31 protein-coding genes are annotated in these 25,152 nt (G+C 36.2%); 26 read left to right on the top strand and 5 right to left on the bottom strand.

Going from position 1 to position 25,152, the window contains the following annotated elements; all coding sequences use genetic code 11:
• From HY04AAS1_RS05465 to HY04AAS1_RS05370, 20 genes are all read left to right on the top strand, one after another.
• Entirely contained in the window at positions 1-1,317 is a 1,317-nt protein-coding gene (locus HY04AAS1_RS05465; protein WP_012514123.1) for a heterodisulfide reductase-related iron-sulfur binding cluster, read from the top strand.
• Positions 1,318-1,337: 20 nt separating this feature from the next.
• Positions 1,338-2,396, top strand: coding sequence for an FAD-dependent oxidoreductase (locus HY04AAS1_RS05460; protein WP_012514122.1), 1,059 nt, complete (start codon positions 1,338-1,340; stop codon positions 2,394-2,396).
• Positions 2,396-3,169, top strand: a complete 774-nt coding sequence (locus tag HY04AAS1_RS05455; RefSeq protein WP_012514121.1) for a hypothetical protein — start codon at positions 2,396-2,398, stop codon at positions 3,167-3,169. The genes HY04AAS1_RS05460 and HY04AAS1_RS05455 overlap by 1 nt, the downstream gene beginning before the upstream one ends.
• A 12-nt stretch (positions 3,170-3,181) precedes the next feature.
• Positions 3,182-3,943: a 4Fe-4S dicluster domain-containing protein gene (locus HY04AAS1_RS05450; protein ID WP_012514120.1), complete on the top strand. Its 762-nt coding sequence runs from the start codon at positions 3,182-3,184 to the stop codon at positions 3,941-3,943.
• Positions 3,944-3,955: 12 nt separating this feature from the next.
• The gene (locus tag HY04AAS1_RS05445; RefSeq protein ID WP_012514119.1) at positions 3,956-4,918 is read left to right on the top strand and encodes a CoB--CoM heterodisulfide reductase iron-sulfur subunit B family protein; all 963 of its coding nucleotides are present in this window, start codon (positions 3,956-3,958) and stop codon (positions 4,916-4,918) included.
• A 90-nt stretch (positions 4,919-5,008) separates the two neighbouring features.
• Positions 5,009-5,455 carry a glycine cleavage system protein H gene (locus HY04AAS1_RS05440; RefSeq protein WP_343122200.1) on the top strand — a complete coding sequence of 149 codons (447 nt, stop codon included), beginning with the start codon at positions 5,009-5,011 and terminating at the stop codon, positions 5,453-5,455.
• On the top strand, positions 5,452-5,712 hold the full coding sequence (locus tag HY04AAS1_RS05435) for a thioredoxin family protein (protein WP_012514117.1): 261 nt from the start codon (positions 5,452-5,454) through the stop codon (positions 5,710-5,712). Before HY04AAS1_RS05440 ends, HY04AAS1_RS05435 begins: the two co-directional genes overlap by 4 nt.
• Positions 5,709-6,110: a DsrE family protein gene (locus HY04AAS1_RS05430; protein WP_012514116.1), complete on the top strand. Its 402-nt coding sequence runs from the start codon at positions 5,709-5,711 to the stop codon at positions 6,108-6,110. Before HY04AAS1_RS05435 ends, HY04AAS1_RS05430 begins: the two co-directional genes overlap by 4 nt.
• Before the next feature lie 51 nt (positions 6,111-6,161).
• Entirely contained in the window at positions 6,162-6,608 is a 447-nt protein-coding gene (locus tag HY04AAS1_RS05425; RefSeq protein ID WP_012514115.1) for a glycine cleavage system protein H, read from the top strand.
• 70 nt (positions 6,609-6,678) lie between these two features.
• A complete protein-coding gene (locus tag HY04AAS1_RS05420) occupies positions 6,679-7,026 on the top strand; it encodes a DsrE family protein (RefSeq protein WP_012514114.1) in 348 nt (115 codons plus the stop codon).
• Positions 7,027-7,036: 10 nt separating this feature from the next.
• The gene (locus tag HY04AAS1_RS05415) at positions 7,037-8,035 is read left to right on the top strand and encodes a radical SAM protein (protein WP_012514113.1); all 999 of its coding nucleotides are present in this window, start codon (positions 7,037-7,039) and stop codon (positions 8,033-8,035) included.
• Positions 8,028-8,795, top strand: a complete 768-nt coding sequence (locus HY04AAS1_RS05410) for a 2-polyprenylphenol hydroxylase (protein WP_012514112.1) — start codon at positions 8,028-8,030, stop codon at positions 8,793-8,795. Before HY04AAS1_RS05415 ends, HY04AAS1_RS05410 begins: the two co-directional genes overlap by 8 nt.
• A gap of 3 nt (positions 8,796-8,798) precedes the next feature.
• Positions 8,799-10,196: an NADPH-dependent glutamate synthase gene (gltA, locus tag HY04AAS1_RS05405; protein WP_012514111.1), complete on the top strand. Its 1,398-nt coding sequence runs from the start codon at positions 8,799-8,801 to the stop codon at positions 10,194-10,196.
• A 1-nt stretch (position 10,197) separates the two neighbouring features.
• A complete protein-coding gene (locus tag HY04AAS1_RS05400) occupies positions 10,198-10,626 on the top strand; it encodes a DUF4878 domain-containing protein (RefSeq protein WP_012514110.1) in 429 nt (142 codons plus the stop codon).
• Between the two features lie 10 nt (positions 10,627-10,636).
• A complete protein-coding gene (locus HY04AAS1_RS05395) occupies positions 10,637-11,587 on the top strand; it encodes a glycosyltransferase family 9 protein (protein WP_012514109.1) in 951 nt (316 codons plus the stop codon).
• 38 nt (positions 11,588-11,625) lie between these two features.
• Entirely contained in the window at positions 11,626-12,411 is a 786-nt protein-coding gene (locus HY04AAS1_RS05390; protein WP_012514108.1) for a DsbC family protein, read from the top strand.
• 5 nt (positions 12,412-12,416) lie between these two features.
• Positions 12,417-14,096: an alpha-glucan family phosphorylase gene (glgP, locus tag HY04AAS1_RS05385; RefSeq protein ID WP_012514107.1), complete on the top strand. Its 1,680-nt coding sequence runs from the start codon at positions 12,417-12,419 to the stop codon at positions 14,094-14,096.
• The gene (truA, locus tag HY04AAS1_RS05380; protein WP_012514106.1) at positions 14,093-14,836 is read left to right on the top strand and encodes a tRNA pseudouridine(38-40) synthase TruA; all 744 of its coding nucleotides are present in this window, start codon (positions 14,093-14,095) and stop codon (positions 14,834-14,836) included. Before glgP ends, truA begins: the two co-directional genes overlap by 4 nt.
• A complete protein-coding gene (locus HY04AAS1_RS05375) occupies positions 14,836-15,639 on the top strand; it encodes a serine/threonine-protein kinase (protein WP_012514105.1) in 804 nt (267 codons plus the stop codon). The genes truA and HY04AAS1_RS05375 overlap by 1 nt, the downstream gene beginning before the upstream one ends.
• Complete coding sequence (locus tag HY04AAS1_RS05370; protein ID WP_012514104.1) at positions 15,636-16,253, top strand: PP2C family serine/threonine-protein phosphatase; 618 nt, start codon at positions 15,636-15,638, stop codon at positions 16,251-16,253. Before HY04AAS1_RS05375 ends, HY04AAS1_RS05370 begins: the two co-directional genes overlap by 4 nt.
• Here the strand turns inward: HY04AAS1_RS05370 and dxs are convergent.
• Both dxs and HY04AAS1_RS05360 read right to left on the bottom strand, forming a co-directional pair.
• On the bottom strand, positions 16,239-18,122 hold the full coding sequence (gene dxs / locus HY04AAS1_RS05365) for a 1-deoxy-D-xylulose-5-phosphate synthase (RefSeq protein ID WP_012514103.1): 1,884 nt from the start codon (positions 18,120-18,122) through the stop codon (positions 16,239-16,241). The genes HY04AAS1_RS05370 and dxs overlap by 15 nt on opposite strands.
• A 13-nt stretch (positions 18,123-18,135) precedes the next feature.
• Positions 18,136-18,540: a hypothetical protein gene (locus HY04AAS1_RS05360; protein WP_012514102.1), complete on the bottom strand. Its 405-nt coding sequence runs from the start codon at positions 18,538-18,540 to the stop codon at positions 18,136-18,138.
• Positions 18,541-18,710: 170 nt separating this feature from the next.
• On the opposite strand from HY04AAS1_RS05360, the gene HY04AAS1_RS05355 reads away from it, so the two are divergent.
• From HY04AAS1_RS05355 to HY04AAS1_RS05330, 6 genes are all read left to right on the top strand, one after another.
• Positions 18,711-18,944: a ferredoxin oxidoreductase gene (locus HY04AAS1_RS05355; protein WP_012514101.1), complete on the top strand. Its 234-nt coding sequence runs from the start codon at positions 18,711-18,713 to the stop codon at positions 18,942-18,944.
• A gap of 10 nt (positions 18,945-18,954) precedes the next feature.
• Positions 18,955-19,275 carry a hypothetical protein gene (locus HY04AAS1_RS05350; protein WP_012514100.1) on the top strand — a complete coding sequence of 107 codons (321 nt, stop codon included), beginning with the start codon at positions 18,955-18,957 and terminating at the stop codon, positions 19,273-19,275.
• Positions 19,275-19,826: a DJ-1 family glyoxalase III gene (locus HY04AAS1_RS05345; protein ID WP_012514099.1), complete on the top strand. Its 552-nt coding sequence runs from the start codon at positions 19,275-19,277 to the stop codon at positions 19,824-19,826. The genes HY04AAS1_RS05350 and HY04AAS1_RS05345 overlap by 1 nt, the downstream gene beginning before the upstream one ends.
• A gap of 1 nt (position 19,827) precedes the next feature.
• Positions 19,828-21,627, top strand: coding sequence for a leucine--tRNA ligase (gene leuS, locus HY04AAS1_RS05340; RefSeq protein WP_012514098.1), 1,800 nt, complete (start codon positions 19,828-19,830; stop codon positions 21,625-21,627).
• A 96-nt stretch (positions 21,628-21,723) separates the two neighbouring features.
• Complete coding sequence (locus tag HY04AAS1_RS05335; RefSeq protein ID WP_012514097.1) at positions 21,724-23,121, top strand: hypothetical protein; 1,398 nt, start codon at positions 21,724-21,726, stop codon at positions 23,119-23,121.
• 98 nt (positions 23,122-23,219) lie between these two features.
• Positions 23,220-23,663 (top strand): MGMT family protein, encoded by a 444-nt coding sequence (locus tag HY04AAS1_RS05330; protein ID WP_012514096.1) that lies wholly within the window; start codon positions 23,220-23,222, stop codon positions 23,661-23,663.
• On the opposite strand, the gene rsmA is transcribed toward HY04AAS1_RS05330, so the two are convergent.
• The 3 genes from rsmA to HY04AAS1_RS05315 are packed head-to-tail and all read right to left on the bottom strand — an operon-like array spanning position 23,606 to position 25,131.
• Complete coding sequence (rsmA, locus tag HY04AAS1_RS05325; RefSeq protein WP_337954064.1) at positions 23,606-24,400, bottom strand: 16S rRNA (adenine(1518)-N(6)/adenine(1519)-N(6))-dimethyltransferase RsmA; 795 nt, start codon at positions 24,398-24,400, stop codon at positions 23,606-23,608. The two genes, HY04AAS1_RS05330 and rsmA, sit on opposite strands and share 58 nt — an antisense overlap.
• Positions 24,351-24,803, bottom strand: coding sequence for a hypothetical protein (locus HY04AAS1_RS05320; protein WP_012514094.1), 453 nt, complete (start codon positions 24,801-24,803; stop codon positions 24,351-24,353). The genes rsmA and HY04AAS1_RS05320 overlap by 50 nt, the downstream gene beginning before the upstream one ends.
• A gap of 58 nt (positions 24,804-24,861) precedes the next feature.
• Complete coding sequence (locus HY04AAS1_RS05315; RefSeq protein ID WP_012514093.1) at positions 24,862-25,131, bottom strand: HU family DNA-binding protein; 270 nt, start codon at positions 25,129-25,131, stop codon at positions 24,862-24,864.
• Positions 25,132-25,152 lie beyond the last annotated feature (21 nt).

Genomic DNA, 25,152 nt, shown 5'->3' with positions numbered 1-25,152 from the left:
ATGAGTTTACTTAGATATGACAAGACCAAATTTCCAATTCAAAACAACCATGCTCATTACGATGAAATATTTGAGCGCATGGAAGAATTGGAAGCAAAGGGCGAGATCCTTATACATAGAATCACCGAAGAACATAAACCTGTAGAGGTTTATACAAGAACAGGTCGTATAAAGACTGTGCCTACCAACAAACTATGGCATCATAAATCTTGTGGACAATGTGGTAATATACCCGGTTATCCAGCATCTATATTCTGGTTTATGAACAAGTTTGGATATGATTATCTAAATGAACCACACCAAACTTCTTGTACCGCATGGAACTATCACGGTTCTGGTACGTCAAATCCAGTGGCTTTGGCAGCTGTATGGCTAAGAAACATGCACCAAGCTTGGAAGACTGGTTATTATCCTTTAATTCACTGTGGTACTTCATTTGGTTCTTACAAGGAAACTAGAGAACAACTCATAATGAATAAAGAACTTAGAGATGCTGTAAGACCTATATTGAAGAAGTTGGGTAGATTAGGACCAAATGGTGAATTGGTGATACCTCAAGAGGTAGTACATTATTCAGAATGGACACATGCAAACAGATATAAAATAAAAGAATTATACGAAAAAGAAGGTAAACCAAGAGGTATAGATGTGTCAAATGTAAGAGTTGCTATACACAACGCTTGCCACGTTTGGAAAATGATAGCTGACGATTACGTATATGACCCAGAAATATATGGAGGCCAAAGACCAGCAGCATCTACGGCTGTTATAAAAGAATTGGGAGCTATAGTTGCTGACTATTACACATGGTATGATTGCTGTGGTTTTGGATTTAGGCATATATTGACAGAAAGAGAGTTTACTAGGTCTTTTGCTATAAATAGAAAGTTGAAGGTAATATATGAGGATGCTAAGGCAGACCTCATCGTAACTCACGATACTGGTTGTACCACAACTTTCGAAAAGAATCAATGGATAGGCAAAGCTCATGATATGTACTATCCGGTAGCTGTTATGTCAGATGTTATGTTCTCAGCTTTAGCCTGCGGTGCACATCCGTACAAGATAGTCCAGCTGTACTGGAACTGCTCAAGTTATGAACCTCTTTTGGAAAAAATGGGTATAACCAACTGGAAAGAGCTAAAAAAAGAGTGGGAAGACACCGTAAAATATATAAATGAGCTTGATAAAGCAGGCAAACACGACGAACTTCAAGAATTCTTTAAAACCTATGACTTGTATGAACCATACAGCAGAACATCCGACGGCAAACCAAGAGCAAGTGCAACGGCTGATAAGGTATTGTTTAGATCTTAATAAACCTTAGGAGGTTATATATGTCTAAGAACGTGTTAGTAATAGGTGGCGGGCCTGCTGGTGTATCCGCAGCTAAAACTCTTGGCAAATTAGGTATATCTACCATCTTAGTGGAGAAGGAACAAAAACTAGGTGGTAGACCGGTATTGGAAGATTACCATACTCTTATTCCAAGAAAGTTAAAACCATCACAAGTTTTAGGCCCCGTTATTGATGAAGTAACTAAGAACCCAAACGTTAAAGTCAAATTAGGTACAGAAGTAGAAGCTTGTGAAGGCGTGCCAGGTAATTACAAAGTAAAACTGTCAAATGGCGAAACTGTAGAAGCTGGAGCTATAGTAGTGGCTACAGGTTTCCAACACTTTAATCCAAGAAGAAAGGGTGAACTCGGTTATGGGCTTTTCCCAGATGTAATAACCAACCTTGAGTTAGAGCAAATGTTTTCCCGTCAAGGCAAGCTCTATAGACCATCCAACGGCCAACTTCCTAAGCGTGTAGCATTTGTATTTTGTGTTGGTTCAAGAGATAGGCAATTAGGTGTATCAAATGTACACTGTTGTAGATACGGATGTGCTCTCTCTGGTTTACAAGGTACAGAGATAAGAGAACATTATCCAGATGTAGATGTATTTTGCTATTATATGGACGTTAGAACATATGGTACTTGGGAATACCCATTCTATTGGGCTCCTCAAGAAAAAGCTGGCGTTAGATATGTAAGAGGAAGAATAGCTGAAATAACCTTTAGACCGTCAGATGGAAGACTTGTGGTAAAGCACGAAGACACTATAGTTCAAAGGCCATCAGAAGTGCCAATGGACTTAGTAGTTTTGGTGCTTGGAATGGAACCATCCGAAGGCACTAAGAAGGTTGCTAAGATACTAGGTTTAAACCAAGATCAAGATAGTAAATTCCTAATACCTTCTGACAATTCAGGTTCAAATATAATATCTAACAAAGAAGGTATATTTATAGCAGGCGCTTGTAAAGGCCCGGTAGATATAGAGTCCTCTATGTCTGAAGGTGAAGCAGCTGCTGCAGAGGCAATAGCTTTTATAGGAGCTAAGGTAAGTGTATAATGAGCAACATTAAACCAAACGAGGGGTTCAAAGCGGCCCCTCTTGATGACTTTTTAGTAAGGGATTATTTAATAAAAATATTAGGAGATGGAGAAGAGCTAGCGCAAGAGTTCTATTCTAGGGTTCTTGAGAAATCAAATCTTTTTAGAGAGACATTCTCAAAGGAGCGATTAGCTTCTATAGACAAGGACAAATTGCTTGATGTATTTTACAGAATGTACCCAGCTAGAAGATTCAGAAACAAGATAGTGGAAGAGACCGGTGTTAACAACCTCAAAAAAGCTATAAGCGATCTTTTATATTCTAAAGCAGATTCTTGGGAACAAAAGGTTAACGCTTTTACGGATGTAATAAGAGGCATAAGCAAGAAAAACGCTAGGGATATTGCGGCAGAGATACTACATTTTACGTTTCCAGAAGATTACATACTTTTTACCTCTTGGATATGGGACCCGGAATCCGAAAGTGGAGCTATTGTGTTCTTAAAAGAAGAAGCCCCAGTAAATGGGCATGGCAGAGAGATGTATGGCTCTACGTATGAAGACTTTTATCAAACCTATGTTCAGGTTTACGAAAAGCTTCTGGAGTTCGGTATAAGAGTGAGAGGATTTTTGTTTGTAGATATCTTTTTGGCTATGATTTATGGTACTTACGTTGATTACATGACCTTATCTACAATGCATAGTGCTAAAGGGTTTTTCCCGCCTGCAGATTTTATCGCTAAACGTCTGTTAGGTGTTTTAAGAGATGATGAAGTAACTTTTACCTATTAATAGGAGGTTGTTATGGCTATTCATGAACGTGGCCTTGTAGAGCAAGAACGTATAATAAAGAAAGACAGAATAGTTATAGACGGTGTTGATGCATCTGGAGACTGGAACCTTATAATACTTCCTCGCGTAATAGATGATTACGATTTGGATTTTGCCAAAGACATCATCAACCACCCCCAAGGAAAAACGATAAACCAGTGTTATCAGTGCTCATACTGTACAGCTAGCTGTCCTGTGCATAACTATTGGGATGAGAAATACAACCCAAGACACTTCATATATTTAGCAAGGTTAGGTATGCTAGATGAGTTGCAGAAAAGAGCAGATGTAATATGGAGATGCGTATCTTGTCACAAATGTACGCATAGATGTCCAAAAGGCGTTTTGGTAGAGGAAGTATTAAAGGTAATAGTAAATCAAATGTCAAAAAGAGGCCTTATAGAAGAGTACCCATCTAAAAAGTTTGACAAGTTCTTTACTGAAAGTGTCATAGAATACGGACGTATAGAAGATGGAGAGCTTTTGTTTGGATGGATGGAAAAACAAGGTTTTAATGTAATGAAGGATCCAATCCTCAAGAAACCAATACCTTTTGCAGGTGGTTTGCCAGATTGGTTAAAAAGCTTAGCTATCAAACCGTTGAAAGGTATGAACATAGATTTCTTGATATTAAATGCCAAACATATGTTGATACATCCAAGAACTCAAAACTGGAATAGATTCAAACAAGTTCTTGAAAGAGTTATAAGAGAAGAAGGCATAATGACTCATTAAAGGAGGTTTTACATGGGTGTTATAGGTAAACGTGTGGCTTACTACCCAGGTTGCTCATTAGAAGGTGCAGCTAGAGCTTACGATGTATCTTTAAGACTGGTAGCTAAAGATTTGGAGTTACAGTTTGATTATTTAGAAGATTACAACTGTTGCGGAGCAATGGAATCAAAAAATGTAACGTTCTGGGGCACCATTTTAATGAACGCTAGAAATATGTCTTTGGCTAGAAAACAAGGACATGAAGTAATAGTGGCTCCTTGTAACGGTTGTTCTTTTTCACTCCAAAGGGCTTGGTACTTTCTAACCACCGATAATTCTGTGCTTACTAAAACAAATGCTCTTTTAAGAGAAGGCGGTGTGGATCCTTTGGATGTAATACCTGAGACATATCATGCTTTAGAGTGGCTTTACGAAGAAGCTGGCCCAGAAAAAATAAAAGAAAAGACCAAGAAACCTTTAAAAGGTTTAAAGGTAGCCAACTACTACGGTTGTCTATATACAAGACCGCACTTCTATGCTAGGACATATTCGCACTCTGGTGGTCAGGACTTAGATAAAGATAGACCCATGAGAAGAGCAACGGCTGATGATGATGAACATCCATTTTTCCAAAACAAACTCTTAGAAGCAGCCGGAGCTACTAGTGTAGATTTTGAACCTATGCATACCCAATGTTGCGGTGGTCCTCACTCCTTGTCGGATGAGTCAGTGTCAGAAAAATTTGTTATGATGATATTGCAAAACGCTAAAAGAAATGGCGCCGATGTTATAGCTACCGAATGTCCACTTTGCCATGCTTCTTTGGAAATGTATAGGCATAGATTAATGTTAAAAGGTGTTCCAGATGTTGATGTACCAGCCGTTTATTTTACTCAACTCTTAGGTCTTGCATTGGGAAGAAGCGCCTCTGAAGTAAAGCTAAAAGACAATTTATCTGATCCATTACCAGTATTGAAAAGATACGGTTTGGCATGATATACTAAGTTGCCCCCTATATTTCTTGGGGGCGATTTAGAGATCTAGAGGTGTATAAGCATGGATTTACATGGTAATGTAGATGAAAATATAGTTGATCATAACGGTTGTTTGATACCAAAAGATTTGTATTACGATATAGAAAATCAAGTGTGGATTAGATTAGAACCAGACGGTAATGTAACGTACGGTCTTACAGATGTAGGTCAAACCAGATCTGGTAAGCTTCTACATATACGCATAAAAGATGTCGGTAAGAAAATACCTAAAGGTAAACCAGTGGCATCGTTAGAGAGTGGTAAATGGGCTGGTCCTATACCTTGTATCGTAGAGGGTGAAGTAGTAAGAAGAAACGAAGAGTTGCTAGAGCAAGCTGATATAATAAATTACGATCCATATGGTAGAGGTTGGATAGTAACTTTAAAACCTGTAAATTTAGAAAGAGATTTAAAAGATTTGGTAACTGGTGAAGAAGCTATTAGAAAAATGAAAGAGTATATAGATAGAGAAGATATTATTTGTATGAGGTGTACATGATGGCAGCTTCTGATAAACATGTTATACTTTTAGTATCTCAGTGGTGTGCTACATGTCCAGATGCAGATGCTCTTTATCAGAAATTACAAGCTGAGCTTGGATTTAAATACGAAGTGCTTGATGTGGCTCAACCAGAAGGTAGGGCTTGGGCTAAAAAATTAATAGTTAGAAGTGTTCCATCCACTATTATAAATGGCAAACTAACATTTGTAGGAGTACCCTCAGAAGAAGAGGTAAGGAAGGTGCTTAACTCATGATGGAAGTAGAAGGCCAAAAAGTTTTAATACTTATGACCAGTGGGCCAAAAACACCTCATAGATGCGCTACACCGTTTTTTATAGGGGCTTTGATGGCTTCAAACGATGCAATAGTAGAGATATTTTTTAATATGGATGGCACAAATCTAATACGAAAGGGTGTTCCAGAGTCTATATACCCTGGTGGGGATTCTTGTGTAGCAAGTCAAAAACCAAAATCAGTATATGAATTTATGAAAGATGCTAAAGCTGCCGGTGTTAAACTTTATTCTTGCAAGCAGGCTATAGACTCGTCGGGTTTAAAGGAAGATGAGTTAATACCGTTGTTAGATGGTGTAGTTCCGGCTGGGGAATTTGCTCAAAAATCTTTGGAAGCTGATAAGGTAATAATCTTTTAAGCTTTTAGAAGGAAACATTAATTTAGAAAATAATTTATTAAGGAGGTATATATGGCAGTAGTAAACGGGTGCAATATCCCAGAGGATTTACTTTACGACGTTGACGCAGAGGCCAACGCCTTTACATGGGCAAAAGACAACGGTGATGGCACCTTCACAGTGGGCCTCACTTCTGTAGCTGCAGCTATGGCTGGTAGATTGGTGGCCTATACACCGAAAAAACCAGGTAAGACTGTGGAAAGAAGAAAGTCCGTCGCTACCATAGAAAGCGGAAAATGGGTTGGTCCAGTGCCGTCTCCGTTAAGTGGTGAGGTAGTAGAGATAAACGATACAGTAAAGGCAAATCCTGCTTTAGCTAACGACGATCCATACGGTGCTGGTTGGATAGCAAAAATAAAACCTACAAATCCATCAGAAGTATCAACTCTTCTTAAAGGTTCAGAAGCCGTAGAAAAGTTAGGTGCTATAGCAAAAGAAAAAGGTATTTCCTGCGGTTAATATAATCTATGCCCTACTCTTTTGGAGTAGGGCTACTAAATTTAAAAATTAATTGTATATGGTGTTTTAAATGAAGAAACTAGCTATTGTGTTGATGTCTGATGTAAATACAAGTGAATTGAAAGTAGAGATGAGTATGAGGTTTGCTTTAAGAGCCTCCGAGGATCCAAGATTTGATGTTAGATTTTTCTTTTGGGCAGACGGAGTGAAGGTACCAAGGCAAATAGAGGATATACCTCATTTAAAAGATTTGTTTTATAAGCTTTTAGAAAAAGGCATTACTACAATGGCCTGTATAAACAACTCTACAAAGCTAGGGGAAAAGGAGTACAACGAAGAAAAAGGTATCAATGTTTTGGCTATTGGTCCAGAGCTTTTAGAACTTATAGATCAAGGTGCTAAAGTAATAACATTTTGAGGTAGAATTTATGATAGATATAGAAGTAGATGAAGCTTTTTTAGAAAAGCTCAAAACAGGTCTTAAAACAAAAGAGGAGCATTTTGGAAACAATATATTTTTTTATGGGCCAGGTTTTAAGCATTACGAGGTAGAGGATTTTAAAACTGTTTCCAAACCAAGGTTTGTAGATATATCTATAACTGGAAAAAAGTGCGAATTGATGTGCGATCACTGCGCTTCTAAAATATTGCATCATATGATACCTGCCACTTCACCTGAAGAACTTATAAGGGTTTGTGAGGACTTAAAAGAAGCAGGCGTTGGAGGTATATTGATATCTGGAGGTTCAAACAAAGATAACGTTGTGGAACTATATGACTATAAAGATGCCATGATATATGCCAAAAAAGAGCTGGGACTTATAGTAACATGTCATGTTGGCCTTGTGGATGAAAGATTAGCTAAGACGCTGAAAGAAGCTGAGGTGGATGCTGTTCTTTTAGATATTATAGGTGAAGATGAAACAATTCATAAGGTTTATAAACTTCCTCACAAAAGCACCAAAGACTACGACGAATCCTTAAGACTTTTAAAAGATCATGGCCTTAAAATAGTGCCGCATATTATCATAGGCCTACATTACGGCAAGATCATAGGTGAGTTTAACGCGGTGGACATAATATCAAAGTATGATCCCGATGCTTTGGTGCTTGTAGTGGTTATGCCTTACTACGGTAACGCAAGATATCAGCTTATAAAACCTCCAAGTGCTGAAGAAGCTGCAGAGGTGATACTTTACGCTAGGCAAAAAATGCCAAAAAACCCTATAATAATAGGATGTGCAAGACCAGCGGGAGAGTATCGTTTGGCTTTTGATACATACGCTATGTTAGCAGGGGCAAATGGTATAGCTTTTCCAGCAGAGGGCATAGTATCTCAAAGCATGGAATTTGGCATGAAACCTTATATATCTCCAAACTGCTGTTCTACGGTGATATTTGACATTAGGGATTTTGTGAATGGCTGAAGTATTAGAAGTTTTAGATATCTCTAAAAGCCTAAAACTAATAACACTAAAGAGTTTGTATCTTTCAAAAGCAAAGCCTGGTCAGTTTTTTATCATGCAATATCAAGAAAAGCCAGAAAGAATACCCATTTTTATCATGAGTGCAGATGCAGAACACAGTACGGTTTCTTTTTTATTGCAAAAATCTGATGATATGGTGGTGACTGAGGCTTTTGAAAATGTAAAGCCAGGGCAAAAGTTGCATTACGTGGAAGGTCCAGCGGGAAAGCCTTTTCCTCAGCTAGAATATAAAAATATACTATTTGTCAGTATAAATTGGGGTTTTGCAGGTATATACAATGTTGCAAAACATCTAAAATCAAAAAACAAAGTAGAACTTGCTTTCATAAATTCTGATGCTGTGCGTTTAGATGATTTGAAAAACTATACAGATATATTTGATCATGTTTATGAGTTTGATAGTATAGAGGCTTTTAGTAAGATCGAGAAACCATATGATGTTGTTATAAGTGCTGGTTCTAACGAGTTAGCTAAAGAGTTAGTTAGTGTTTATGAAGATAAAGATGTTCTGTGTGCAGTTATCACAAGGATGCTTTGTACGGTAGGGCTCTGTTTGGCTTGCAGGATTCAATATGATGGCAAACTTAAACTCCCTTGCGTAGAAGGGCCTTGGCTTGAAGCCAACAAGATAGATTTTGATGATTTAAACAGAAGGCACCTAATTTTAAAAGAAGTGTTGGTGCGTTCTAGGAAGAGTTGAGTCATGAAAAAAATTAGGTATTACGATAGAAACCAAGAAGTCTTAATGCCAGTGGAGAAGCGTACAAAAACCTTTGAAGAGTATGCCCTTGGCTATACAATAAATTTAGCTATAGATGAGGCAAGGCGTTGTATACTTTGCAAAGATGCAGATAAAAGATGTATTAAAGGTTGTCCTATAAATGTAGACATACCTGGTTTTATATCGAAGATAGCGGAAGGTAACATATTGGAAGCTTACAAGATAATCACTCAAACGGATATATTTCCCTCAATATGTGGAAGGGTATGTCCTCAAGAAAGGCAATGCGAAGGTGCTTGCATATTGTACTTTGATACGGTAAGAAACAAGAGAAACAAGGGCCTTCCTGTTAACATAGGGGCTTTAGAAAAGTTTGTAGGAGATTTTGTAAGGATATCTGGCATAGAACCTTCAGTAGATATAGAAGAAAAGAAAGGATACAAAGTTGCGATTGTGGGCTCAGGTCCAGCATCATTAGGATGTGCTTATGAACTTGCTAGAAAAGGTATAGATGTTGAGGTTTACGAAGCGCTTCCTAAGCTTGGTGGTGTGATGTTTTACGGTATTCCAAATGCAAGGCTTGATAAATCCATACTAGAATACGAAATAAACAAACTCAAAAAAATGGGCGTAACATTCCATACTGGCATAGTAGTAGGAAGAAGTATGTCCTTCAAAGAATTAAAAGAAAACTTTGATGCGGTGTTTATAGGTGTAGGTGCTGGTAGGGGAAATCTTGGTATAAAAGGAGACAACCTTATAAATGTATATTCTGCAATAGAATTTCTCATGAATATAGCTTTAGGTTGTCAAATGGCCGATATAAAAAAAGTAGCCATAATAGGTGGTGGATTTACCGCTGTGGATTGTGCTATAAGTGCCATAAGGTTTGGTATAGAAACCCATGTGGTTTATAGAAGAACCAGAGAAACCTCATCAGCTAGAGACGAAGAGTGGGATCACATTCAAGAAGAAGGTGCCATAATACATTGGCTTACACAACCAAAAGAAATAATAGGAGATGAAAACGGTTATACAAGAGGTCTTCTTTGTGTAAGAATGGAGCTTGGCGAGCCAGACGAGTCAGGAAGACCTAGACCAGTTGAGATACCAAACTCAGAGTTTGTTATAGACTGTGATGCTGTGGTGTTGGCTATAGGTCAAAAACCGAACCCTATAGCCTTTGAAGAACTAAACTTAAAGACTACAAAATGGGGTACTCTTGAAGTGGACCAAAATTATATGTGTTCTATTGATGGTATATTTGCATCTGGGGATGTGGTAAACGGCGGTGATACTGTAGTAAGAGCTTTGAAAGAGGGGAAAGAAGCGGCTAAGCATATTTACGATTATCTTATTAATAAATCCAGGAGGTCATAGCATGTCAAAGAAGAAAATTATTATAGGAATAGTAGCCTTAGGGGCTGTATTTTTGCTTTTTAGAGCTTGCGGGTCTTCACCTCAAGGAATATCTAGAGATTTAGTATCGGATTTTGTTGCTAATCTAAAAGACCATCATCCTATGAAAGCTATAAGAAAGCTTGATCCAAGCCTAAGGGAAAGCTTAGAAAGCCAATTAAAATTACCACTTGCTTTAGTGGAGATGAAGCCGTACGAAGCTTTGGGGGCTTCTTTGGAGGGTCAGATGTCTTTTGTAAAATCTTTTAAGATTAAAAACGTATCAAAAATTTCAGACTCTGAGGTAAAGGTTGTGCTAGAAACCAAAGACAACGAGCATATGGAACGTGATATTACCTTTACTGTATCAAAAGAGAACGACTCTTGGAAGATAACCAACATAAGTTTTTAGTGCTTGTTTATTGAAAGTACTTGTTTGGCAAACAGCTTACTTAGGGGATGTGGTGCTGGCTACATCCCTTTTGCAAAATGCTGTTGAGATTTTCGGAGAACACAACGTAGGTTTTGTAGGAAGGCCTTTCATAAAAGATATTTTCTATGGTTACCCTATAGAGCTTTACCCTTACGATAGGTCGTTGAAAGACTCTTTTGATATCATAAAAGCCATAAAAGGTTACGATGCTGTTTTGTCTTTACATGTATCTTTTAGAAGCGCCTTGATATTATATTTATCTGGTATTAAAAAGCGGATAGGTTTTGATAGATCAGAAGGAAAATTTTTATATACAGACCTTATACCTTACCAAGAAAAAGGTATTCACGAGATAGAAAGAAATATAAAACTTTTGGAGCTTTTGATATCAAAAAAACTAAACCCAAAACCACCAAAGCTATATATAGAAGAAGATCTAAAAGAAGCTGTGAAAAGAAAGTTCAATTTACCACTTTCTTTTATAGCAATATCTCCTACGTCAAATTTTTTCTTAAAAACCTGGAAACAAGAGCACTTTGTAAAGCTCTCAAAATCTCTTGATAAACCTGTAGTTATATTATCTGATAAACGTTTAGAGGCTTTTGACAATATAAAAAATGTTTTAAACTTATCAGGTTTAACTTCTTTGAAAGAGTTTTTAGCTACTTCGAGTCTTTCTTCTCTTATGATTGCAAACGATTCTTCTTCTGTTCATATAGCAAACGCCTTTGGTATAAAAGCTATTTCAATATATTGTGCTACTTCAGCCTCTTATGGGTTTTATCCTATAAATGGGTTTTATTTAGAACCTAAGTTATATTGTCACCCTTGTTCTATAAATCCTAAAAGCTGTAAAACAAAAACCTATCAATGTCTTGATTTTGTAAAACCAGAGGATGTGTTAGAGAAAGTGAAGACTATTCATGATTTATTCATTTAGCTGTGGTATAATGGCATTTAATATTTAGGAGGATTTTTATGTATAAAAAATTGTTGCTATCTATTGTTGCTTTTGGTATGATGATAAGTAGTGCTTATGCAAAGGACGCTTGTCCATCAAAAACAGATGTTAAAAGCATATTGAAAAATTTTAATCTACCGCCTACTCTAAAAATAGAGGATGTATCTCCATCCAAAAGGCTTAAAGGTTTTTGTGAAGTGGTGTTTAAGGTATCTCCTCTAAACGCTCAATACTTTTTTATAAGCAAAGATGGAAACTATATAATACAAGGTCAAGTGATAGATATAAAGCATAAGTCTTTGGTGGCCCCAGATCTATCTAAGTATGAAAAGCTGTCAAAACATCAACTAAAAAAGTTAGAAAGTCATGTTGATTTTGTATACAACGGTAAAAGCGCTAAAAACTTTGTATATTTCATAACAGATCCTCAATGTCCGTTTTGTCACGAAGCGGAAAACCCTCTTAAAGAATGGGCTAAGAAAAACCATATAGCAATAAAAGTAATTTTATATCCTGTACAAACACCAACAGGTTCTTTGCATCCTGGTTCTGTTAAGAAATCCGCTGAGCTTTTATGTGACAACAACGCTAGTTATAGCATGCTGGAGTTTATGTATAGCGCTCCGGTACCAAAAAGCCCTTGTAAAAAAGGTTTAGAAAAAGTAAAGGAAAATATATCATATTTGCAAGGTTTAGGAGTAGATGGAACGCCTACATTTGTGGGTCCTACTGGAAAAGTGGAAACTGGTATTGCAAACTCAAAAGAAGCAATGTACAAAGAGTTTGACAATCTGATAAAATAATCGTTATGATAGCTTATTTTGTAATGGAATGCGGCGTAGAGCCATATATACCCACTTACAGTGGGGGTTTGGGAGTATTGGCTGGTGATACGCTTCAAAGCCTTGCGGATTTAAAAGTGCCCTCTGTAGGTGTTACTATACTCTGGAGAAAGGGTTATATATCTCAGCATCTTACAGCTCATGGAGCTCAAACAGATTTCCCGCAAGCTTGGGACCCATCAAAATATTTAAAGCCTTTAGATATTAAAATCAAAATACCTATTAACGGTCAAGATATATATGTGACAGCTTGGAAATACGATATGATGGGTATAAATGGTCATATAGTACCAGTACTATTTTTAGATACAAACTTGAAAGAAAACCAACCAGATATAAGACAAATATTTGACAGGCTTTATCTTGCCCAAGGGAAAGATAGGATGCTTCAAGAGATTATATTTGGTATAGGGGGTTATGAGCTTTTAAAAGCTTTGAGTTATAAAATAATGGTATACCACATAAACGAAAGTCACTCAGCATTTCTAACGGTGGGTCTTTTGAGAGATTTGCAAGACATAGAAAAAGTTAGGGATAGGGTAGTTTTTGTAACTCATACACCTGTGGCAGCTGCTTTTGACAAGTTTCCAATAGAAGATGTGAAAACCTATTTAAAAGATTATATCAAAGATGCAAATATGGAAGATCTTTTTGATCACGATCAAGAGTTTAACCTATCTTGGGTATCTTTAAAAGCTTCAAGAACTGTGGCTGCTGTATCAAAAAAACACAAATACGTATCTGAAAGTATTTTTGAAGGGCATAAGCTAGAATATGTGACAAACGGTGTGCATCATATGAGATGGGTATCACCTCATCATAAAAAGCTTTACACAGAATTTATAAGAGGTTGGGAAGAAGACCCTTCCTTACTAAGACAGATAGTAAATGTACCAGATCAGATATTTATACAAGCCCATCAAAAGGCAAAAGACGATCTTATAGATTTGGTAAACTCTCAAACGGATGCTTCATTTTCTAGAGATTGGTTTACTATAGGGGGAGCAAGGCGTATAACTGCCTATAAAAGAAATCATATTATATTAAAAGATATTGACTGGCTCATAGATATAGCTAACGATTTTAACGGTCTTCAAATAGTATTTTCTGGTAAAGCTCATCCACTTGACGGAGAAGGCAAAGCTATCATAAAAGAGATATTTGATGCAAAAGATTATGCAAAATCCAAAACCAACAAGCTAAAAATAGCTTTTATAGAAAATTACGACATGTATAAAGCTAAGATTATTATATCCGGCGTAGATATATGGTTAAACACTCCACAAAGACCTTTAGAGGCTTCTGGTACAAGTGGAATGAAAGCAGCTTTAAATGGTGTTCCCAATTTCTCTGTATTGGATGGATGGTGGATAGAAGGCTGTATGGAAAACATAAACGGCTGGTCCATAGGTAAAAAAACCTCTTGGGAAGATATAGCTTTAGAACCAGAATGGGATAAAGAAGAGATACACGATCTTTACAACAAGCTTAGATATATAATATTGCCCACTTACTACAACAGCTTTGGGAAATATATAAACGTTATGAAAATGGCTGTAGCCACAAGTGGGACATATTTTAATACAAATAGGATGGTAATGGAATATATAACAAAGCTTTATCTAAAGAACACGTTGGCGGTGTGAAGAACTATAAATTTACTATATCCTTTGTAGGCACAAATTACAGCGGATGGCAATACCAACCAAACGTACCTACCATACAAAACGAAGTAGAAGAAAAACTGTATTACATAGTAAATAAGAAAAAACCTATAAAGCAAAAAATAAGGGCTATAGGTTGTTCTAGGACAGACAAAGGCGTTCATGCTATTGAGTTTGTATTCAACGTCAAGATGGAATTTGATAAAGATTTAAATTTTTTAAGGAAAGCCCTAAATAGCGCTCTACCAAAGGATATAAAAATCCACAACATAGAAGAGGTGCCTTTGGAGTTTAACTCCCGTTTTGATGCTTTAAAAAAAACCTATATATATAAACTGTTTTTTGATGAGAAAAACTCACCGTTTTTCCAGGATAGGGCAATGCTTGTGTATAAGCCTACAGATTTAGGCAAAATGATGGAAATATCGCACTTATTTTTAGGTTATAAGGATTTTAGGGGATTTACCAAAGAGCTTGAAGACGAAAACGGCTATTGCTCTGTAGAAAATATAACTTTTAAAGTGGATTACCCTTTGGTAGAAATATCAATTACTGCCAATAGATTTTTGAGGTATATGGTAAGGCGTATGGTAGGGACGATGTTATCTTACGCTCAAGGGCTTATATCAATAGACGATGTAAATGATTTTTTAAAAGCAAAGAGAGTTTCAAACCACACGGCAAAAGCTCATGGTTTATACTTAAAAAAGGTATATTACTGATGGAAATAGGCGATATAGTTTTAGATATGTATAGGATAGTGGGTATTCTTGGGGAAGGTGAGTTTGGTAAAGTATACAAAGTTGAGGGCTTAAAAGGCAAATACAAGTGGAAGGAGTTTGCATTAAAAATAGCAAAAGATGAATATGCTATAGAATATCTTTGGAAAGAAGTCCAATCCCTTATACTTTTAAGACATCCAAACATTATATCTTTGATAAGCTATCTTTATAAAAAAGATGAAAAGAGACTATATGTTATATACGAGCTTATGGATACTGGAAATTTAAAAGAATATATATCTCATCAAGATCTTAACAAAGAGGTTGTATTGAAGATTTTTACGGATATAACCAACGGCCTTGCTTTTTTACATCAAATGGGCTATATACACAGCGATATAAAACCAGATAACGTGTTTGGTAAAAAGATATTGAAAGGGCTTGTGTGGAAATTGGGAGATTTTGGGCTTTTAAAAACAAAAAAAGGGCAATCTCTTATATCTGTAAAAGGCACTGTAGGCTATATAGCCCCTGAGATATTTAGAAACGAAATATATCCAGCCAGTGATATCTTTTCTATGGGGGCGTTGCTTCACTATATCCTTACAAAAAAAGACCCTTTTGACGTGGAAAGCGATATACCAAAGTTAAAAAGAAACAAAAACTGCGATTACAAGATGTCTGAAGACATACCTCAAAAAACGAGGGAGTTTATAAAGATGCTTTTAGAGTGCGATTACAACAAAAGATTTCAAAATGCCATAGAACTAAGAGAATATCTAAAGACTCACGAGATTTTATGAATATAGTCTACGAGTGCGGGCAGATAATGGGAGAGAAGAATTACCAAAGCGATGAAATATTTGTGCAAGATAGCGTGTTTGCAGTGGCAGATGGTATGGGAGATAAAAACTCTGGAAAGCTTGCCTCAAAAATAGCGATACAGGTGTTAGAACAATATCTTGATAATATAGAAAAGGCTTTTTATAAAATAAACAAAGAGATTATAAATAGGTTAAGTAAATATGCAGATGGGCTTATATGTGGTACCACGCTTAGTGTATTAAAATGCGATTTAGATAGCATGATGTACTATGTATATCATGTTGGAGATTCTAAAATATTTCTTATTCGTGATAAAAGCCTAATGCAACTTACTAAAGACCAAAGCAAACTAGAAAACCATAAAAAATACGTGAAAGCCCTTGGTACAAATTGGAGTATAGATTTATATAAAACAATAGGAAACATTGAGAAAAACGATATTTTTTTCATATCTACAGACGGCATATGCGATATAAAAGATGTATTGGAAGATATAGTAGAAAAAGATCCTAAATCTATAAAAGAGCATATCTTATCAAAAGAGCGTCATATAAAAGATAACCTATCTTTTATAGTGTTAAAAGTTTTCTAACTTTTGAGATGCAACTATATGCTCTAATATAAACTTTTTAATACCGTCTTTTGTAAGGTTAAACATCTCTCTTAGCTCTTTCTGAGAAGCATGTTCTACAAACTTGTCTGGAATACCTATCCTATACATTTTTACGTCTAACATATTGTCATTAAAAAACTCTAAAATAGAGGCTCCAAAACCTCCTTTTAATACCCCGTCCTCGATACTAAGAACAGCGTTAAACCTTTTTGCTATATCAAATAGCATATCTTCGTCTAAAGGTTTTATAAACCTTGCATTTACCACTTCTATGTTTATACCATGCTCTAAAAGCTCATAAGATGCTTCTAAAGCTTCTTTTAAAAGATAACTGTTTGTAAGTATAGCTATATCTGTACCGGGCTTTAACACTTCCCATTTACCTATTTTTATAAGCTTTGGTGCTCTTTCTTCTTTGGATAAAACCGCTTCTCCTCTTGGATATCTTATTGCAAACGGTTTGTTGGAATTTATGGCGGTGTAAAGAAGGTCTAAAAGCTCAAGATTGTCTTTGGGAGATGATATAACGATGTTTGGTATACAATTTAAAAACGATATATCAAAAACTCCGTGGTGTGTAGGCCCATCTTCTCCTACTAAACCAGCTCTATCCACTGCAAAAACAACGTTTAGATTTTGAAGAGCTATATCGTGTATTATTTGGTCGTAGGCTCTTTGCATAAAAGTAGAATAATAAGCCAAAACCGGCTTTAAGCCACCTGCAGCAAGCCCAGCAGAAAAAGTAGCGGCGTGCTGTTCGGCTATGCCAACGTCAAAAAACCTATCTGGATATTTTTTAGCAAAATCCACGAGACCAGAACCCTCTTTCATGGCTGGGGTTATGGCTACCACTCTTTCATCAAGCTCTGCTATTTTAAGAAGCGCTTCGGAAAAGCATTGGGTCCAGGATTTACCACCAGACATTTTTGAAGCTTCACCGGATTCCTTTTTGTAAGGGGCAACACCGTGCCATTTGACGGGGTTTTCTTCCGCTGGTTCGTAGCCCTTTCCTTTCTTTGTGACAATGTGTATTAACACGGGTCCATCTATAGATTTTGCGTTTTTTAACGTTGTTTCAAGGGCTTCCTCGTTGTGACCATCTATTATACCTATGTAATTTAGACCAAGCTCTTCAAACAAAATACCAGGGGTGGCAAAACCCTTTACAAACTCTTCTGTAAGTTTTGCAAATCTTCTTGGTACAAACCCAGCTTTATCTAAAATATTTTTTATTTTGTTTCTTGTATCTTGTATGTGCCTGCCGGTGATTAGTTTGTTTAAATATGTGGATATTGCACCTATGTTTTTTGATATAGACATTTCGTTGTCGTTTAATATTATTATAAGTTTGTTATGATGAAGATGTCCTATGTTGTTTAAAGCTTCATATACCATGCCTGCGGTCATGGCACCGTCCCCTATAACGGCTACTACATAAGAATCGTCTTTTAATAGGTCTTTTGCCACTCTAAAACCTTCCGCTGCCGATATGGAAGTAGAGCTATGCCCAGCCCCAAAAGCATCGTATAAGCTCTCTTCTATTCTTAAGAACCCAGATATACCACCTTTTTTTCTAAGTGTATGAAATACCTCTTTCCTATCTGTTAGTATTTTCCAAGGGTAAGCTTGATGCCCTATATCCCAAACCACAACATCTTTTGGAACATCAAAAACCCTCAAAAGTGCTATGGTAAGTTCTACAGTACCAAGACCAGGAGCCACATGACCTCCGTTTTTGGATGTTACATCTATGATAAACTCTCTGATTTCTTCGGCTAAAAGCTTTAGTTCTTCTTTTGAAAGCTCTTTTAAATCCAATACGCTGTTTATATGTTCTAATATACTCATTTAATTTAATATATTATCTTGCTACAAAATCAAATATGATATCAAGCCCTAAAAATACCGTAAAAAGACAGAAAAATAAACCTGTTACAGCTATAGCTATACCTTTTAATTTACCGGCATCTTCTTGTTTTACCCAAAGATATATGAAAGTACCTATTATGTAAAGAGCTGTAAATATGGCAATCCATTTGTGTAAAAATACAAAAAGCGCCGGGGCTTTCACCATCACATAGGATATTCTCTCGGCACCAAAACCAGTAAGCACCGCCAAGATACCAAAAATCACCGATAAACCATGATTTGTAAGACCAAACATCATAACTGGTTTTTTCTTAAGGATTGTAAACACAAGAAGATAAGTTGTAAAAGCCGTTAGAGCGTAAACGCCGGTAAACATTGCAAAAAATGCATGCAGCATAGACTATACCTCCATAAGTATTAGAATATAATTATAAACCATAAATAAAGGCACAACGCAAAAATATTCTTATAAAAAGCTCAAAAAAAGCTTATACTATCAAAAGACATATTGACACACCAAACAAATGTTATAATATATAACTATCTCATTTTCAAAGGAGGCTTGATATGTATTATGTAGCTAAGGTTATAAATGACGAATGCAGCAAATACAACTGCAAACAATGCACGCTTTTTTGTCCAGAACCAAACACCCTTATGTACTCTGATGATGAACATCACGCTTATGTGATTACAAATAGATGCAAAGGATGTGCTCTTTGCGTATACGTATGCTCTGATATGCTAAAAAGAAACGCCATAAAAATGGTGATGGCGGAAGCCCACGAAGAAGTGGCTTAATATAGCGTTTATGGAATTTTCAAAAGAGCAATTGGAGTTTTTATCAAATATATTTGAGCAAGATGTTACCAACGATAATTTTGATGAGATACTAAAAGCCAAAAACTATAAACTATACCAGTGTAAAAACTGCGGTAAACTTATACTTCACGATAACTACGAATTCTGGAACATAACCGAATGCTGTGATGATAACTCTAAGATAATGGATGACGGGACTTTGATGTGTGAGGTTTGCTATTCAAGGTCTTTGGAAAATATGATGAGTTGGTTAAACAGAAGACCTGAGTGGGCAAAAGAAGTGAAGTTTGATATAAAAAGGAGGGAATGATGGCAAAAGTAGCTGTGTTGTTGGCACCTGGTTTTGAAGAAGTAGAAGCTATAGCCCCCATAGATATATTAAGAAGAGGCGGTGTAGAAGTCTTGATAGTAGGTGTAAAAGATAAAGTCATACCAAGTGCCAGAAATGTAAAAATTGAAGTTGATGTAACCATAGATGAGCTAAAGGATGTAGATAACCTCGATATGATCATAATCCCTGGTGGTATGATAGGTGTTGAAAATCTCAAAAAAAGTGAAGAAGTAAAAAACCTTATAAATCAAATGAATGCTAAGAAAAAATATGTTAGCGCTATATGCGCAGGTCCTTTGGTGCTAAAAAATGCTGGTGTGGTGGAAAATAAGCATATTACCTCTCATCCATCTGTGAAGCTTGAGTTTAACGAACATCTATACAAAGAAGAATCTGTGGTAGAAGATGAAAATATTATAAGCAGTAGAGGTCCAGCTACGGCTATGGTTTTTGGTTTTAGGCTTTTAGAAAAATTAACTTCAAAAGAAAAGGCAAAAGAAGTGGCAAAAGCGATGCTTTTTGATTATTAATATGGATTTTAAAAGCATAGAAAAAAAGTGGCAAGAACGCTGGGAAAAAGAATCTAAAACCCAAGAACCCATAAACAAATTTTACGTACTTGAGATGTTTCCATATCCATCTGGAAAAATACACATGGGGCATGTAAGAAACTACACAATAGGAGATGCTATAGCCCGTATCAAAAGAATGGAAGGACATAACGTGCTTCATCCGATGGGATGGGATGCTTTTGGACTGCCCGCCGAAAACGCCGCTATAAAAAACAACTTAAGACCTGATATCTGGACTTATCAAAACATAGATTATATGAGGGCTCAGTTAAAATCTCTTGGTTTTTCTTACGATTGGGATAGAGAAATTGCCACTTGCAATCCAGATTATTATAAATGGAATCAGTGGATTTTTTTAAAGATGTATGAAAAAGGCGTAGTTTATAGGAAAACCGCCACTGTGAACTGGTGTCCTCACGATCAAACGGTGCTTGCCAACGAGCAGGTAATAGATGGTAAATGCTGGCGATGTGGTACTCTTATTGTCCAAAAAGAAATTCCCTCTTGGTATATAAAGGTTACAGATTACGCTGAAAGGCTTTTAAAAGATTTGGAGCTTTTAGAAGGAAAATGGCCTCAAAAAGTAATTATGCAGCAAAGAAACTGGATAGGAAAAAGCGAAGGGGCTTTGGTAAAGTTTCCATTGGAAACAAAGCTAAAAGATTTTGAATATTTGGAAATTTTTACCACACGTATAGATACGATATTTGGGGTTAGTTTTATGGCTATAGCCCCAGAACATCCACTGGCTAAAGAGGTATCCAAAGAAAACCAAGCCGTAAAAGATTTCTTACAAAAAATGTCTCATATATCTACAAGAGAAAGGGGTACCGCATCTGTTAAAGAAGGAGTTTTTACAGGCCTATACGCCATAAATCCTGCCAACGGCAAGAAAATACCCATATACGTGGCAAATTATATCCTCTTTGAATATGGAACAGGTGCCATAATGGCAGTGCCCGCTCACGATCAAAGGGACTTTGATTTTGCCAAAGCTTACAAGCTTGATATAATACCTGTTGTTAAACCCCAAAACGACAACCATGATTTTGATGAAAAAGCTTACGAAGAAAAGGGTATTCTTATAAACTCTGGAGATTTTGATGGACTTTCTTCCGATGAGGCAAAAGAAAAAATTTTAGAGTTTTTAAAAGCCAAAAACTTAGCCACCAAAAAAATCTCTTACAAGATAAAAGATTGGAATGTATCAAGACAGCGCTACTGGGGAACCCCTATACCTATGATACACTGTCAAAACTGCGGTATAGTGCCTGTGCCTTACGAAGATTTGCCGGTGCTTCTTCCAAAGGATGTAAACTTCACAGGATACGGAAACCCTTTAGAACAATCTGAGAGCTTTGTAAATACTACATGTCCAAAATGCGGTGCCAAAGCAAGAAGAGAAACAGACACTATGGATACGTTTTTTGATTCCTCTTGGTATTTTTTGAGGTTCACAGATCCAAAAAACCACAAGCTTCCCTTTGATAAAGATATAGCCAATAGATGGATGAATGTGGATATATATATAGGCGGTATAGAGCATGCGGTGCTTCATCTTCTTTATTCGAGGTTTTTTGAAAAGTTTTTATACGATATAGGCCTTATAGACCATATAGAGCCTTTTGATAGGCTTATCACCCAAGGTATGGTCCTAAAAAAATGGGTAAGTATAGGAAAACTCTTAGAACATCTTGGGCTTTCCGAAGAAGATGATATAGAGCTTCTTAAAGAAAAGTTAGAGCATCTAAATATATAAACAAATTAATATACCTTATAAAAGAAAAATGAAATCTTAATGAAAAATTAACAATTCTTTTTTATAATAAAAGCATCAAAACTTAAGGAGGTTTGTATGAAAAAGAAGCTATTACTAGCTCTATCGGTTTTTGGTATGGCTATGATACCCCTTCATAGCGCCGATGCTATCTTATTAAAAGCAAACGACAACGAGTTTGCAAACGTAGGTCTTAAGCTTGCTATCTGGGCTCAAAACAACGGTGCCGTTACCACCAACGACCACAGCAGCACCAACTTCTCGGTGGAAAACGCAAGGCTTTATTTTTCAGGCCAAATAAACCCAATAGTCCAATTTGGCGCAAACATTGATTTTGCAGACAACACAGCTTTAGCTCCAGATGGTTCTGCAAGAGCTCATACTGGTGGTATAGGTACTTCAAGTTCTAAGGCTTTTTCTGGTATAAAAGATGCTTTTATAAACTTTAAGTTTATGCCACAAGCTCAAGTTATGGCTGGTCTTTTCTTAGACCCATGGTCAAGGGTAGCTCTTGGTGATTTGTACTCTTTCATAGTACCACTTGAGAACTATAACCCAGGTATATCTGAGATAAACACTGATGGTGGGAATTTGTTGGGGAGCACTGACATTTTAAACAGTAAACCTTTCATAAACCCTCTTGTTCCATTTACGCTTGGTTCTGATGTGGGTAACTCTTTTCGGGATGCTGGTATAGCCCTTTGGGGTGATATAGGTAAAGATGCCATGATAAAGTACTACCTCATGGCTGGTAATGGTAAATACGATTATGAAGCTGGTAAAAACGGTAACAGCAATCTAAAATATGGTTTTAGAATAGAGTTTACACCTACAATGCTTGGATACAAAGGTACACCTGGTTATGTAGATGAAGATACGTTCCTTGGCAAACAAAACACATTGACATTTGCTTTTGCCTATCAACAACAAAAGATAGAATGTGGAACAAACGCTACTACAGGTGCTACAAACACTTGTTCTTTTTCTGGATTAAATTTACCTGGTGCTTCATCTTCCACCACAGCAAAAGCCTATACGTTTGATGTATTGTGGGAACAAAAGTTTGGGGATTTTGTGCCAAACTTCCAAGCTGCATGGCTTGACCAAAAGGATTTAGGATATGCAGAAGACAATAACGGTGATGTAGCTCAACCAGAAGCCCAAGGGTATTATTTACAAACACAGCTTTTATACGATAGATATGTAGGTATAGGAAAACCAGCTTTGGTTTTAAGATATGAACAAGATGAAAATAAAAATTACTATGCCAACCCCAACGGTAGTGGTTTTGTAGATGCTAAAGTATCTATGACAGATATATTCTTTAACTACTATATAGATGGTGAAAATGCAAACATATCTTTGGGTGCTCAAATAGTAAATCCAAATGGTGATTTGAAGACTGCTACCGCAAATAGCAATAATCAGCTCAAAAACTTCACAGACTGGACACTTGCTTTAAGAACCGTATTTTAAGTTTTTAATCCCCGCCACGATAAAGTGGACGGGGGATTTTATGCTTTTCATAGCTTTGTCCTTTGGCGGGTCTAAAAGCCCGCTTTATTTTATAAATTATGTTTGTTTACAAGTATCAGAACTTTAACCTATACATATATATAAAAAACGGTAAGATTTTTTATATAAAACCTTTTATATCCGATGAAAAAGAGCATATACCAAAGGATATAAAAGATATATTTGATATATACTTCATAGAAAAAAAAGATATAGAAAATAAAGATATCTTTTATATACCAGATAGATACAAAGATATTTATATGTATCTTAAAAATAATATAACTTTTGGAAATGTTGTAAGCTACAAAGAGCTTGGTGCTAAGCTAAACCTTCATCAAAGGACTATAGCCACCGCTATGAAATTAAACCCTCTTCCTATATTTATACCTTGTCATAGGGTAGTGTTTAACGGCTTTTATAAAGATAAAAATTACATAGGTGGTTACAACGCCGGTGTGGATGTAAAGATGTTTTTGTTAAAACACGAAAGCGTATTGTAAATATATTTTATATCTTCTAAAGAAAGCTCTTCTACTCTTTTTAGAGCGTATTTATCTTCGATATTATTTAATTTGTGTTTTAGCATCTTTCTTCTGTTGGAAAACATCTTTTTTAAAAAATCCATATAATTTTGTTTTTCAAAAGAAGGAGTATCTTCTTTTTTATCAAAAACCAAAACACAAGAGGTCACTTTTGGCACAGGCTCAAAGAACCTCCCTGGTACACTAAAAGCGTAATGTATATTAAAGTAAGTGTTGGCATATGCCCAAAGCCAAGATTTATCTTTGGAATCTGTTATAAGTCTTTCTCCCACTTCTTTTTGAAGCATAAAAACCATCTTTGATATATGCTTTTCTTGATTTATCATATTTATAAGTATGCTTGCATACATGTTGTAAGGAAGGTTTCCTATGATCTTGAGATTTTTATAGCTTGATAGATCTACCAAAGAAGCGTCTTCGTTTAAAAGCGTAGCATTTTTATACTTCTTTTCTAAAAGCCCAAAAATATCTTTGTCAAGTTCTACCAATATAAGCTCTTTTTTTGGCTTTTGATATAAAAACTCTGTCAATGCCCCAAGCCCAGGACCTATTTCTATGACTGTATCATCTTCTTTTACATCTAAAAGCTCTACTATGGAGTGTGCTATATTTTTTGATTTTAAGAAGTTTTGACCGAATGTTTTTTTAGGTTTTAACATCAAAGATTTGGCATAGATACTTAAACGGTTCTTCAAAGAGTTGGTATTCTTGATGTTTTTGATATTTTACGATGATTTCAAGGGATTTTTTTATAAGCTCATAAGGTTTGAAGTCTTTAGAAAGCAAGTTTATAGATTGAAAGCCGTTTATTGTGTGTATCACATCTTCTGTGATACCTTCCATTACCATGTCAAACTTGTTCTCTTGATAAAACATACTCCTTTGCATGTTGTTTTGTAGGCTTTTAGCTAAAGCTATTATTTTTAACCATGTTTTTAACGTTTTTTCCCAATGTTCTTTTGGTAGGTTTTGAAGTTCTATGGTTATATAGCTTATAAGGTATTTTGCCACATAATTAGCAGCTGTTCTTTCGCTTAAGAAATCATTGGACTGGTAGAGATCTTCGCTTTTTATAAGGTTTGTTAAATCTTTTTTCACTGTTTTTGCTCTTGTCCTTTATAAGGAAGCGGTGCATAAAGCACCGCCCCTAATTTAGTTAACCTAATTTCTTTAGCTCTTTAGAGGGTCTCCAAACGGCGGTAGTTCTGGCTGGTATTTTTATCTCTTGGCCAGTTTTTGGGTTTCTGCCGGTTCTGGCTTTTCTGGTGCTTACTGTAAAAGTACCAAAGCCCGGTATTGTGGTTCTCTCTTTCTTCTTTAGGCTTTCTGCCAATGCAGAAAATACAGCGTTAACACATTTTTCAGCCTTTGCCTTTGTTATGTCAGCTTGCTGAGCCACATAACTAACTAATTCTGTTTTTGTCATGGTAAACCTCCTTTACATGTT

Origin of the sequence: Hydrogenobaculum sp. Y04AAS1 (assembly GCF_000020785.1) — a bacterium.
Taxonomy (GTDB): Bacteria; Aquificota; Aquificia; order Aquificales; family Aquificaceae; genus Hydrogenobaculum.
The sequence above is the reverse complement of the archived record's forward strand: the minus strand, read 5'-3'. Positions and strand labels throughout refer to the sequence as shown.

Coding starts and splice junctions, on each gene's coding strand:
- HY04AAS1_RS05465 (WP_012514123.1), top strand. CDS start 1: ATGAGTTTACTTAGATATGACAAGACCAAATTTCCAATTCAAAACAAC.
- HY04AAS1_RS05460 (WP_012514122.1), top strand. CDS start 1,338: ATGTCTAAGAACGTGTTAGTAATAGGTGGCGGGCCTGCTGGTGTATCC.
- HY04AAS1_RS05455 (WP_012514121.1), top strand. CDS start 2,396: ATGAGCAACATTAAACCAAACGAGGGGTTCAAAGCGGCCCCTCTTGAT.
- HY04AAS1_RS05450 (WP_012514120.1), top strand. CDS start 3,182: ATGGCTATTCATGAACGTGGCCTTGTAGAGCAAGAACGTATAATAAAG.
- HY04AAS1_RS05445 (WP_012514119.1), top strand. CDS start 3,956: ATGGGTGTTATAGGTAAACGTGTGGCTTACTACCCAGGTTGCTCATTA.
- HY04AAS1_RS05435 (WP_012514117.1), top strand. CDS start 5,452: ATGATGGCAGCTTCTGATAAACATGTTATACTTTTAGTATCTCAGTGG.
- HY04AAS1_RS05430 (WP_012514116.1), top strand. CDS start 5,709: ATGATGGAAGTAGAAGGCCAAAAAGTTTTAATACTTATGACCAGTGGG.
- HY04AAS1_RS05425 (WP_012514115.1), top strand. CDS start 6,162: ATGGCAGTAGTAAACGGGTGCAATATCCCAGAGGATTTACTTTACGAC.
- HY04AAS1_RS05420 (WP_012514114.1), top strand. CDS start 6,679: ATGAAGAAACTAGCTATTGTGTTGATGTCTGATGTAAATACAAGTGAA.
- HY04AAS1_RS05415 (WP_012514113.1), top strand. CDS start 7,037: ATGATAGATATAGAAGTAGATGAAGCTTTTTTAGAAAAGCTCAAAACA.
- HY04AAS1_RS05410 (WP_012514112.1), top strand. CDS start 8,028: ATGGCTGAAGTATTAGAAGTTTTAGATATCTCTAAAAGCCTAAAACTA.
- gltA (WP_012514111.1), top strand. CDS start 8,799: ATGAAAAAAATTAGGTATTACGATAGAAACCAAGAAGTCTTAATGCCA.
- HY04AAS1_RS05400 (WP_012514110.1), top strand. CDS start 10,198: ATGTCAAAGAAGAAAATTATTATAGGAATAGTAGCCTTAGGGGCTGTA.
- HY04AAS1_RS05390 (WP_012514108.1), top strand. CDS start 11,626: ATGTATAAAAAATTGTTGCTATCTATTGTTGCTTTTGGTATGATGATA.
- glgP (WP_012514107.1), top strand. CDS start 12,417: ATGATAGCTTATTTTGTAATGGAATGCGGCGTAGAGCCATATATACCC.
- HY04AAS1_RS05375 (WP_012514105.1), top strand. CDS start 14,836: ATGGAAATAGGCGATATAGTTTTAGATATGTATAGGATAGTGGGTATT.
- HY04AAS1_RS05370 (WP_012514104.1), top strand. CDS start 15,636: ATGAATATAGTCTACGAGTGCGGGCAGATAATGGGAGAGAAGAATTAC.
- dxs (WP_012514103.1), bottom strand. CDS start 18,122: ATGAGTATATTAGAACATATAAACAGCGTATTGGATTTAAAAGAGCTT.
- HY04AAS1_RS05360 (WP_012514102.1), bottom strand. CDS start 18,540: ATGCTGCATGCATTTTTTGCAATGTTTACCGGCGTTTACGCTCTAACG.
- HY04AAS1_RS05355 (WP_012514101.1), top strand. CDS start 18,711: ATGTATTATGTAGCTAAGGTTATAAATGACGAATGCAGCAAATACAAC.
- HY04AAS1_RS05350 (WP_012514100.1), top strand. CDS start 18,955: ATGGAATTTTCAAAAGAGCAATTGGAGTTTTTATCAAATATATTTGAG.
- HY04AAS1_RS05345 (WP_012514099.1), top strand. CDS start 19,275: ATGGCAAAAGTAGCTGTGTTGTTGGCACCTGGTTTTGAAGAAGTAGAA.
- leuS (WP_012514098.1), top strand. CDS start 19,828: ATGGATTTTAAAAGCATAGAAAAAAAGTGGCAAGAACGCTGGGAAAAA.
- HY04AAS1_RS05335 (WP_012514097.1), top strand. CDS start 21,724: ATGAAAAAGAAGCTATTACTAGCTCTATCGGTTTTTGGTATGGCTATG.
- HY04AAS1_RS05330 (WP_012514096.1), top strand. CDS start 23,220: ATGTTTGTTTACAAGTATCAGAACTTTAACCTATACATATATATAAAA.
- HY04AAS1_RS05315 (WP_012514093.1), bottom strand. CDS start 25,131: ATGACAAAAACAGAATTAGTTAGTTATGTGGCTCAGCAAGCTGACATA.